Consider the following 8,870-nt stretch of genomic DNA (forward strand, 5'->3'; position numbering starts at 1 on the left):
CCCGTACACCGATACGGGGTCGGAATGGTATCGGCCGCTACACGCCAGCATAACAACAATCAGCTTCACCCGTTCCAGCCATTAATCACTGAAAAAATCATCCGCTTACCGCGTGGGAATCAGGCAGTGTAAACACGAAAATATTTAATAATATTTTATGAACTTACCTCATAATAGTATTGTTATCTCCGGCAAAATGCTTTATAATGAAATAACTGCGGAGTAAAGAAGGATGGCAGGCAAGGATTACTACAACATATTAGGCATCAAACGGAATGCCAGCGATCAGGAAATAAAGCAGGCTTACCGGCGGTTAGCCCGTAAGCATCACCCTGACGTTAATCCCGATGACAAGTCAGCAGAGGCCAGGTTTAAGGAGATAAATGAGGCTTATGAGGTCTTATCGGATAAGGATAAGCGGCAGAAGTATGACCAGTACGGAGACCAGTGGCAGCACGCTGACCAGTTCGCCAAAGCCGGGGCGCAGCAGACACCTTTCCGGGATTTCCAGAAGGAGGGCGCTCAAAACGTCCGCTTTGAGCACGGTGATTTAGACAATCTGTTCGGTGATCTGTTCGGCAGCTTCACGGGGACTTCCCGCCGCCAGGCGCGGGCGAGACGCGGCCGTGATATAGAAACCCCGGTTGAGGTGACCCTGGAGGAAGCCTACCATGGAACCAGCCGCAACATCAGCCTCACCAGTGAACAAGCCTGCCCCAGTTGCCATGGCTCCGGCCGGATAGAGAAGCGCGTGTGTGCGATATGCCAGGGCGCAGGCGTCACCGCCGGTTTGAAACAACTCGAAGTCAAGATACCGCCCGGGGTTGATACCGGCTCCCGGGTACGCATCGCCGGTAAGGGAGAGCCAGGCTATGCCGGGGGCAGCAGCGGAGACCTGTACCTCAAAATATCGGTCAAACCTCAGCATCTGTTCGAGCGGAAGGGCGATGATTTATATGTGGACGTACCCGTCCCGTTAACCGTCGCCGTCCTGGGTGGTGAAACCCAGGTACCGACCCCAAAAGGAAAACTGTCCCTGAAAATCCCGCCGGAGACCCAGAATGGACGCGCCTTCCGCCTTGCCGGACAGGGAATGCCTCATCTCGGAAACTCCTCCCGTGGCAACCTGGTGGCCCGGGTAAAAGTGATACTACCAACCAGGCTTTCGGCAGAAGAAAAGAAACTGTTCGAGCAGCTCAGTGAATTACGACCTGATTCTGGTTAAGAGGTGACCGATGACGTTGCCGGACAACGAGCCCCGTTACGTGATAAGCATCGCCGCCAGGATGCTCAATCTCCAGACCCATACCTTGCGCTATTACGAAAAGATTGGCATAATAGAACCATCCCGCTCCAGAGGGAACATCAGGTTATATTCGGATAGAGACATTGACTACCTCAAGCGGGTGAAAGAACTGATGGATGACCTGGGGATCAACCTGGCCGGTATCGATGTGATTTTACGCATGTCGCGGCGCATGACCGAACTACAGGAGCATATAGCCGGTCTGGAAGCAGAGCTGAAGAGACTGAGGCAAAAGTAGAATCTGAAACCAGGGATAACCCCCGGGGAATATTAAGTCGGGGTGGAACAAGGCGAGAGTTGTTTGATATAGAGCGCTTCCTTGAGGAGAAACTGAATCCGGTCTATAGAACTTATTACGCGCTCTGGGTCCACTGGTGGCCCCTGTGGAGAAGCTTCAGCGGACGGGAAATCCTGCGGAAGTGGCATAAAATAGACCTGGTGCAGGAGGGGCAGACCCTCCTGGACTACGGCTGCGGTACCGGTTCTTTTACTGTGCCAGCAGCTAAATTAATCGGCAGCAGAGGAAAAGTGTACGCTCTGGACTATTTTCCCCGGCAGCTGGAAATGGTAGCGGAACAGTCAAAAAAAGAGGGACTGACCAATATGGAAACCATACTCTCCAGCCGGGAAACCGGGTTGCCGGATGAATGCGTGGATGTAGTCTGGATGTGTGATGTACTGCACGAGATTAAAGAAAGACGGGCGGTACTGGAAGAGTTACACCGGATATTAAAGGAAAACGGGACTCTGGCTTTATATGATGGCATGAAAGAAAGGGTCTTAATCTACACTAACGGTCTCTTTAGCCTGGCGGAGAGGGACGGCAAGTTCTTCAGGTTTACTAAAGTAAAATAGAGAGGTGCCCATTGGGGGTAAGACAATTAGAGCAGGTGGCCTCAGGCAAAAACTGGCCTTACTATCTCTTGAGCGGGCTAGCCTTTTTGCTGACCCTGGTGATAGCTACGGCCGCGTTTTATTTCCGCGATGAAATACAGAACGCTCGTGCCTACGGCTATACGGGCGGGTTCCTGGTCAGCATTCTTGCCGGGGTAACCATTATTCCTGCCCCCAGCCTGCTGGTGACATTCACCCTCGGGCACGTACTGAAGCAGCCGGTCTATGTCGGGCTGATAACCGGTTTTGGTGAGGCTTTGGGCGGCATCACAATATACCTGACCGGAGCCGGGATGGAGACGATATGCTCACGACTCCAGGCTAAAGAGCAAATCTGGGAACATCAGACAAGCTCTCGTTATAATATAGTGCGGCCGTTCCAGTCCCGGCTCTGGCCTAAAGGACAGGTTTTCTACGACCGCCTGGTGAAATGGGTCGGTGGCCGCATCGGCGCCTGGATTATCTTCATTGTCGCCGCCATACCGCTCAGTCCCTTCTATTTTGCCGGCCTGGCGGCTGGTTCATGCAGAATGAACTTTACACGGTTTTTCCTGGCTAGCTGGGCGGGCAAGACCATAAAAGGAATGATTGTAGCCTTCGCCGGTTACGGAGGCCTCTATATCATATTAAAATGGTTTGGTGGTTAATAAATAATGAGCAATCTCCTCGCTCTAGAGAAAGAGGCTCAAGGTATCGCCAAACAACTCTTCGGGGCTGATACAAATAAGTGTACCGGCTTTATCAGCAGGTTGCTGGATATTTACACCAACGCTGAAGACAAAGATTTCATCCTTATTCATAACCCCGGTGGGTGGGGCAAGACACCCCTGCAACAACTCTTACAGTGGGAGCAAAGCATTGTGGAAGGAGTCAGTGGTACTATAGGAAGGCTGGGGTATACCTGGTTTTTGATGCAGTATTTCCGCACCAATAACGGCTGGCGGGAGATAATGAGAGACATCAAGGAGCAAACTCACTTCTTCTCTGTCAAAGCGAATATTCTGGCAACCGAGTTGAAATTTATCACCCGGCATCTCGAAGACCTCAGGGTGATAATGATTGGAGTCAGTCAGGGAGCAGCTTTCAGCAATGCCGTATTACAGCAGCAGAACGGGCTTGACCGGATTTTTAGCATAGAGCTGGGTACACCCTTCCCCTATAAATCTCGAAGGGTAATTACTGAAAGAACCCTGGCCCTGGATAGTAACGGTTTGATGCCTGATGCTCTGATGGAGTGGGACGTGCCGACGATAGCCAGAACCTATCTCGTGGCCCCCTTTCGCTGGCTTAAATACACACTGCAGGGGAAACGGATAAAGTTCACCCACTGTGTCAACGTTCCGGGTCATGATTATAACTGGGACTACCCGGAAGTCCAGCGGCAGGTTGAGAAATTCCTCGTCCTCAATTTTGGCGTAAAAAGTAACGTTGAGGTGGAGTTAAAATGAAACAGGAAAGATTTACCGAACAGGCGTGGGAAGCGATAACCGCATCCCAGCAGTTGGTGATTCAGTTTCACCATAACCAGTGGGACGTGGAACATATACTGCTAGCCCTGCTCACACAGGAGAGGGGACTGGTTGTTGAAATAATGCAGGAGCTCGCCGTTAACGCGGAAGAAATCAGGCAGCGGATGGAAGCGACCATGGAAAGAATGCCTAAAGTTGCCTACGCTACGACGCAGATTTACGCCACGCCGCGCATTAACGCTCTTTTCATGGCAGCCGATGCCGAATCAAAGAGGCTGAATGACGAGTTCATCGGCACGGAACACCTGCTCATCGCCATCACCGGGGAGGAACAGGGTGAGGCCACCACTATTCTAAAAAGCTTCGCCATTAACCAGGAGAAGGTATTCCAGGCCCTGCAGAAACTCCGGGGCGGGCACCGTGTCACTGATGCCAGGGCGGAAAGCAGATACCGCTCTCTGCAAAAATACGGTCGTGACCTGACGGAGCTGGCTCGCCAGGGTAAGCTTGACCCCGTCATCGGACGTGAGAATGAGATTAAAAGGGTGATGCAGATTCTGACCCGCCGTACCAAGAATAACCCGGTAATCGTCGGTGATGCCGGTGTGGGTAAGACCGCCATTGCCGAAGGTCTGGCGCAAAAGATTGCCGCTGAAGATGTGCCGGACTCTCTTAAAGGGCGCCGCGTAGTCGCCCTCGATATGGGGGCGCTGGTGGCCGGGAGCAAGTTCCGCGGTGAATTCGAAGAGCGCCTAAAAGCGGTGATGGATGAGGTACGTAACTCCCAGGGCGAGGTTATATTGTTTATTGACGAAATTCATACCGTGGTCGGCGCGGGCGCCGCTGAAGGCTCCATTGACGCCAGTAATATGCTCAAGCCGGCGCTGGCTCACGGTGAGTTACAGACGGTGGGCGCTACCACTATTGACGAATACCGGAGGTTTATTGAGAAGGACAAAGCCCTGGAACGGCGTCTCCAGCCGGTATTTGTCGGCGAGCCCACTGTTGAGTCCACTATCGAGATGCTCAAGGGCCTGCGTCCCCGTTACGAGGCTCATCACAAGATCAAGATTAGTGATGAGGCGCTGGAAGCAGCCGCCCGGCTGAGCCAGCGTTATATCTCAGACCGGCAACTGCCCGATAAGGCGATCGACCTCATCGATGAGGCCGCCAGTAAACTGCGCATTGATACCGAAAGCGCCCCGCCGGAGGTGAAAACCCTGGAGCAGCAATTGAAACAATTGACCAACGAGGAAGAAGCCGCCTCCCAGCGGCAGGAGTATGAGCGCGCCGTCCAGCTTAAAGCGGAAAGAATACGCCTGGAAGAAGAATATAATCAGGCTAAGAATGCCTGGCATCAGAAGGAGAAGATTGACGAAACCGTGGATGCCGAAACTATTGCCAGGCTAATCTCCAACTGGACAGGCATACCGGTATCCCAGATGCTCGAGGGTGAGGCGGAGAAGCTGCTTCATATGGAGGAAAGAATCCACGAAAGACTGGTCAACCAGGAGGAGGCGGTAACCGCCATCTCTGAAGCCATTCGCCGCAGCCGGGCCGGTCTCAAAGACCCGAGACGGCCCATCGGCAGTTTTATGTTCCTTGGTCCTACCGGGGTCGGCAAGACAGAGCTGGCGCGCACCCTGGCCCGGTTCCTGTTCGACGATGAAAACGCGATGGTACGGCTGGATATGTCAGAATATCAGGAAAGGCACACGGTATCCCGCCTTATCGGCGCCCCGCCTGGCTATGTTGGCTACGAGGAAGGAGGGCAACTCACCGAAGCGGTAAGACGCCGTCCCTACCGGGTAATCCTGCTCGATGAAATTGAAAAGGCGCACCCGGAGGTATTCAATAGCCTGCTTCAGCTTCTTGATGACGGGCGTTTGACTGATGGGCACGGGCGTACGGTAGATTTTAAGAACACCGTGATAATCATGACCAGCAATGCCGGAGTCGAGCTTATCAAGCGTGAAACAAGCCTTGGTTTCGTAGCACCGAAGGGTGGCGCCCGGGTTGAGCGGCAAAGCTACGATGATATGAAGTCCAAGGTACTGACTGAGGTCAGAAAGACCTTCCGCCCTGAATTCCTCAACCGTCTGGATGACATCATCGTCTTCCACGAGCTAACCGAAGAACAGCTCAGCCACATCATTGATCTGATCGTCCAGGACCTGCAGGAACGCCTGGCTGAGCGTAAGCTGGAGTTAGAGATAACGGATACCGCCAAATCGTGGCTGGTTAAAACCGGCTATGACCCCATCTACGGCGCACGCCCACTCAAACGGGCAGTGGAACGTTACGTCGAAAACCCCCTTTCCAGCAGAATTCTGAGCGGGGAATTCAACGAAGGCGATAGTGTTGTCGTTGACCTTATAGATGACGCCCTAACCTTTACTTCCACTACCAAAAAGAGCCGGAAACCAGCCAGAGCAAAACATAGCACCACCGGCGATTCAGCTTAATTGCTCAAACCGCATCAGACTACCGACAAACTGCGCCACCATAAAATGGCGGAACATCCGGCCATCGCTAACTTCTGGAACGCCTGTCTCCCGCCATTACCGGGCGCCGCTCCTTGCTTTTTTCGGCGATAGCCTTCAGATCACGCCGGTAAGAGCACTGAAGACATTGCGCATACCAGCCATCAATATCCCTATCAACGAAAAGATCACCCTGACACCGAGGGCAATTCTTTAGTTTCCACATCACCATTTACCTCACCCCCTTCATCTCTAATAAATCCACCTCTCAATCAATCAACCAACCTCAATAAACATTCTAAACCTGTAATCAGCTCCTGTATGTGACTTTTGTCTCATTACGCTAAATTGAAACTGTCAGCGCCGGTCGAACTTGCCTTTAGCCCCGTTTTCTGTTAAATTAAACCTGCCGGGGAGCAAAATTCATGGGGCTGTAGCTCAATTGGGAGAGCGTTTGACTGGCAGTCAAAAGGTAGAGGGTTCGAATCCCTCCAGCTCCACTTTTCTATGTAGGAGACAATCTAGACACCCCACCCAACCCTGATGAGAAGGACAACTAAGCCTATGACAAAACTTACCAACAATCCCTTAGTAATATCTTCCTTTTTAAGAACAAAAAACAATATTGTAGCGAGCAGCAACAACAATGTATAACCTGCTTGGAACATAAATAGTTTTCCACCAAGTTTCGTATTTCCAAGCTGTAAAATTGCCATTGCGGTAAGCGCCACGGTCGGTATCAATCCAACGACCAGCGATACGACGAAAGCTTTTTCCATACTTATATCCTACATAACCCGAGCCATTATTTCAATCCAGTCACTTTTACCTTAGTGGTCTTAAATCTCCATGCTTAAATGCCAATGCTGAAAACCAAGTTAAAATCTTTACCAGTACCCCCTATTGATACCTCGTTTGCCAACTTCTGCTATAATATAACCAGATTTTTGCTCAGGAGATGCCATGAAAGGCACTGTTACCGTAATTCTTGAACCCGAAGAAGACGGCGGTTACTCCGTTCACTGTCCGGCACTTCCTGGCTGCTCAAGTCAGGGTGATACTTTAGATGAGGCACTATCCAATATCCGGGAGGCTATATTGGGTGTGCTGAAAGTTCGCCAGCAGGAAGGAATGTCCCCACCTGAAGAAACGCCCGAAATAGTAACCGAAGAGATCCGCCAGATACTGGCCGGCCGTGCTGAAGATGGGCTACCGCTCACCATAGAGACCAGGGTAGTAGAGTTACCGGCAGAGGTAGTGGTGTAATGCCCCGCCTGCCGGTTATTTCCGGTAGAAGGGCAGTTGATGCCTTTGAAAAAGCGGGGTGGCAGGTGGAGCGGAGGGAAGGAAGCCACATCATCTTGACCAAAGCAGGAGTGCCAACAATTCTTTCCGTTCCCGACCATCAGGAAGTTAGGCGAGGTACTTTGAGAAGTCTCATCCGTAGAGCAGGACTGAGCGTTGAAGAGTTTATGGCACTAATGCGAGACTAGGCTGAAAGCCAGTTCAAAAGTACCACCCATTGATACCCCAGCTCCACCACCCCTGATACATCCTAACTCTAGAAAAACCAACCAGGCATAATGCAAAAGATAGACGTCAGGCGGATCATTATCCTGTTGAGCAGCGAGTACGGCCATCCCGAGTGGCAGCCAAACCATGACCCTCTCGGCACGCTGGTGCAGACCATCCTGTCTCAGAACACCTCGGACAGGAACTCCCACCGCGCTTTTGCCTCGCTTCGCGCCTCATTCCCCACCTGGGAAGAATTGCTTACGGCCGATGTCAGGGAGACCGCGGCGGCCATAAGGAGCGGCGGGCTGGCGGACATTAAGTCGGCGCGCATCAAGCGGACGCTTGAAGAGATAAAGCGGAAACGGGGACGCCTTGAGCTCGATTTCCTGAATGAGCTTCCCATCGCCGGGGCACGGGAGTGGCTGAGGCAACTACCCGGCGTGGGCACCAAGACGGCTAACTGCGTGCTAATCTTCGCCCTGGGCAGGCCGGCCTTGCCCGTGGACACCCATGTCTTCCGCGTATCCAGGAGACTGGGACTGGTTGACCCCAAAGCATCAATTGAGCAAGCCCACCGCATACTGGAGGAGATCGTCCCGCCGGAGAGCGTCTACCAGTTCCACGTACTGCTGATAGAGCACGGCCGGAGGGTATGCAAAGCCCAGCGTCCGCGTTGTACGGAGTGTGTCCTGGGGAAGCTCTGCCCCTCATACGAGTTGTTCACCAGGGTTTGATCCAGGGGACAGACAAGTATTATAATGCCTTAAGAGGTCAAGATGAAAAGGGGTCTCAAAATAACCGGTATTGCCGCGGTCATTGTCTTTGTCATCTCTAATACCGTGTTCGCCCTCTCTTCATGGCTGCGATTCGATATTCCCGAATGGCTCGGCTTTTCCCTTTATTTCGCTGCTTTCTACGTAGCCCCGGCTGCCTTGCTGGTGACCCTTATCGGGTACATAGCCTGTGCTGTCAAATCGAGATCGGGAAAGTAAGCATCCTTACCTGACGCCTCTTCACTTGGACATTAACAGCGCAGTTTCACCCTTTCCACTCCAACCTTTATCCTCTTTTTAAACGACTCATGAAATACTTCTTCTCTCACTCTTTACACCAGCGAAGCTATTGTAGACCGTAATGAGATGATGCTACTATAAGTAAGTTCAAGAATGAAGAAGTGGAGGCATACTACTGACGGGAGGAAAG

The 8,870-nt window shown here is 52.1% G+C and carries 11 protein-coding genes and 1 tRNA gene; 10 read left to right on the forward strand and 2 right to left on the reverse strand.

Going from position 1 to position 8,870, the window contains the following annotated elements:
• Positions 1-232: 232 nt before the first annotated feature.
• The 6 genes from Q8Q07_01325 to Q8Q07_01350 are packed head-to-tail and all read left to right on the forward strand — an operon-like array spanning position 233 to position 6,134.
• The gene (locus tag Q8Q07_01325; protein MDP3878932.1) at positions 233-1,225 is read left to right on the forward strand and encodes a DnaJ C-terminal domain-containing protein; all 993 of its coding nucleotides are present in this window, start codon (positions 233-235) and stop codon (positions 1,223-1,225) included.
• Positions 1,226-1,235: 10 nt separating this feature from the next.
• Positions 1,236-1,544 carry a MerR family transcriptional regulator gene (locus Q8Q07_01330; GenBank protein MDP3878933.1) on the forward strand — a complete coding sequence of 103 codons (309 nt, stop codon included), beginning with the start codon at positions 1,236-1,238 and terminating at the stop codon, positions 1,542-1,544.
• Between the two features lie 59 nt (positions 1,545-1,603).
• The gene (locus tag Q8Q07_01335) at positions 1,604-2,161 is read left to right on the forward strand and encodes a class I SAM-dependent methyltransferase (protein ID MDP3878934.1); all 558 of its coding nucleotides are present in this window, start codon (positions 1,604-1,606) and stop codon (positions 2,159-2,161) included.
• An 11-nt stretch (positions 2,162-2,172) separates the two neighbouring features.
• Positions 2,173-2,847 (forward strand): VTT domain-containing protein, encoded by a 675-nt coding sequence (locus Q8Q07_01340; GenBank protein MDP3878935.1) that lies wholly within the window; start codon positions 2,173-2,175, stop codon positions 2,845-2,847.
• Positions 2,848-2,853: 6 nt separating this feature from the next.
• On the forward strand, positions 2,854-3,648 hold the full coding sequence (locus Q8Q07_01345; protein MDP3878936.1) for a hypothetical protein: 795 nt from the start codon (positions 2,854-2,856) through the stop codon (positions 3,646-3,648).
• The gene (locus Q8Q07_01350) at positions 3,645-6,134 is read left to right on the forward strand and encodes an AAA family ATPase (protein MDP3878937.1); all 2,490 of its coding nucleotides are present in this window, start codon (positions 3,645-3,647) and stop codon (positions 6,132-6,134) included. The genes Q8Q07_01345 and Q8Q07_01350 overlap by 4 nt, the downstream gene beginning before the upstream one ends.
• Before the next feature lie 67 nt (positions 6,135-6,201).
• On the opposite strand, the gene Q8Q07_01355 is transcribed toward Q8Q07_01350, so the two are convergent.
• Positions 6,202-6,384 (reverse strand): hypothetical protein, encoded by a 183-nt coding sequence (locus Q8Q07_01355; protein MDP3878938.1) that lies wholly within the window; start codon positions 6,382-6,384, stop codon positions 6,202-6,204.
• Positions 6,385-6,579: 195 nt separating this feature from the next.
• On the opposite strand from Q8Q07_01355, the gene Q8Q07_01360 reads away from it, so the two are divergent.
• Positions 6,580-6,652, forward strand: a tRNA-Ala gene (locus Q8Q07_01360).
• 21 nt (positions 6,653-6,673) lie between these two features.
• Here Q8Q07_01360 and Q8Q07_01365 read toward each other — a convergent pair.
• Entirely contained in the window at positions 6,674-6,931 is a 258-nt protein-coding gene (locus tag Q8Q07_01365) for a hypothetical protein (GenBank protein MDP3878939.1), read from the reverse strand.
• Positions 6,932-7,115: 184 nt separating this feature from the next.
• Between Q8Q07_01365 and Q8Q07_01370 the strand changes: the two genes are divergently transcribed.
• The 3 genes from Q8Q07_01370 to Q8Q07_01380 all read left to right on the forward strand — a co-directional run bounded on the left by Q8Q07_01370 (position 7,116) and on the right by Q8Q07_01380 (position 8,659).
• Positions 7,116-7,418, forward strand: a complete 303-nt coding sequence (locus Q8Q07_01370; GenBank protein ID MDP3878940.1) for a type II toxin-antitoxin system HicB family antitoxin — start codon at positions 7,116-7,118, stop codon at positions 7,416-7,418.
• A 317-nt stretch (positions 7,419-7,735) separates the two neighbouring features.
• Entirely contained in the window at positions 7,736-8,401 is a 666-nt protein-coding gene (nth, locus tag Q8Q07_01375; protein MDP3878941.1) for an endonuclease III, read from the forward strand.
• Between the two features lie 42 nt (positions 8,402-8,443).
• Positions 8,444-8,659: a hypothetical protein gene (locus Q8Q07_01380; GenBank protein MDP3878942.1), complete on the forward strand. Its 216-nt coding sequence runs from the start codon at positions 8,444-8,446 to the stop codon at positions 8,657-8,659.
• Positions 8,660-8,870: the final 211 nt, after the last annotated feature.

Source organism: Dehalococcoidales bacterium (genome assembly GCA_030698765.1).
GTDB lineage: Bacteria > Chloroflexota > Dehalococcoidia > Dehalococcoidales > UBA2162 > JAUYMF01.

Coding starts and splice junctions, on each gene's coding strand:
- Q8Q07_01330 (MDP3878933.1), top strand. CDS start 1,236: ATGACGTTGCCGGACAACGAGCCCCGTTACGTGATAAGCATCGCCGCC.
- Q8Q07_01325 (MDP3878932.1), top strand. CDS start 233: ATGGCAGGCAAGGATTACTACAACATATTAGGCATCAAACGGAATGCC.
- Q8Q07_01355 (MDP3878938.1), bottom strand. CDS start 6,384: ATGGTGATGTGGAAACTAAAGAATTGCCCTCGGTGTCAGGGTGATCTT.
- Q8Q07_01365 (MDP3878939.1), bottom strand. CDS start 6,931: ATGGAAAAAGCTTTCGTCGTATCGCTGGTCGTTGGATTGATACCGACC.
- Q8Q07_01350 (MDP3878937.1), top strand. CDS start 3,645: ATGAAACAGGAAAGATTTACCGAACAGGCGTGGGAAGCGATAACCGCA.
- nth (MDP3878941.1), top strand. CDS start 7,736: ATGCAAAAGATAGACGTCAGGCGGATCATTATCCTGTTGAGCAGCGAG.
- Q8Q07_01370 (MDP3878940.1), top strand. CDS start 7,116: ATGAAAGGCACTGTTACCGTAATTCTTGAACCCGAAGAAGACGGCGGT.
- Q8Q07_01345 (MDP3878936.1), top strand. CDS start 2,854: ATGAGCAATCTCCTCGCTCTAGAGAAAGAGGCTCAAGGTATCGCCAAA.
- Q8Q07_01380 (MDP3878942.1), top strand. CDS start 8,444: ATGAAAAGGGGTCTCAAAATAACCGGTATTGCCGCGGTCATTGTCTTT.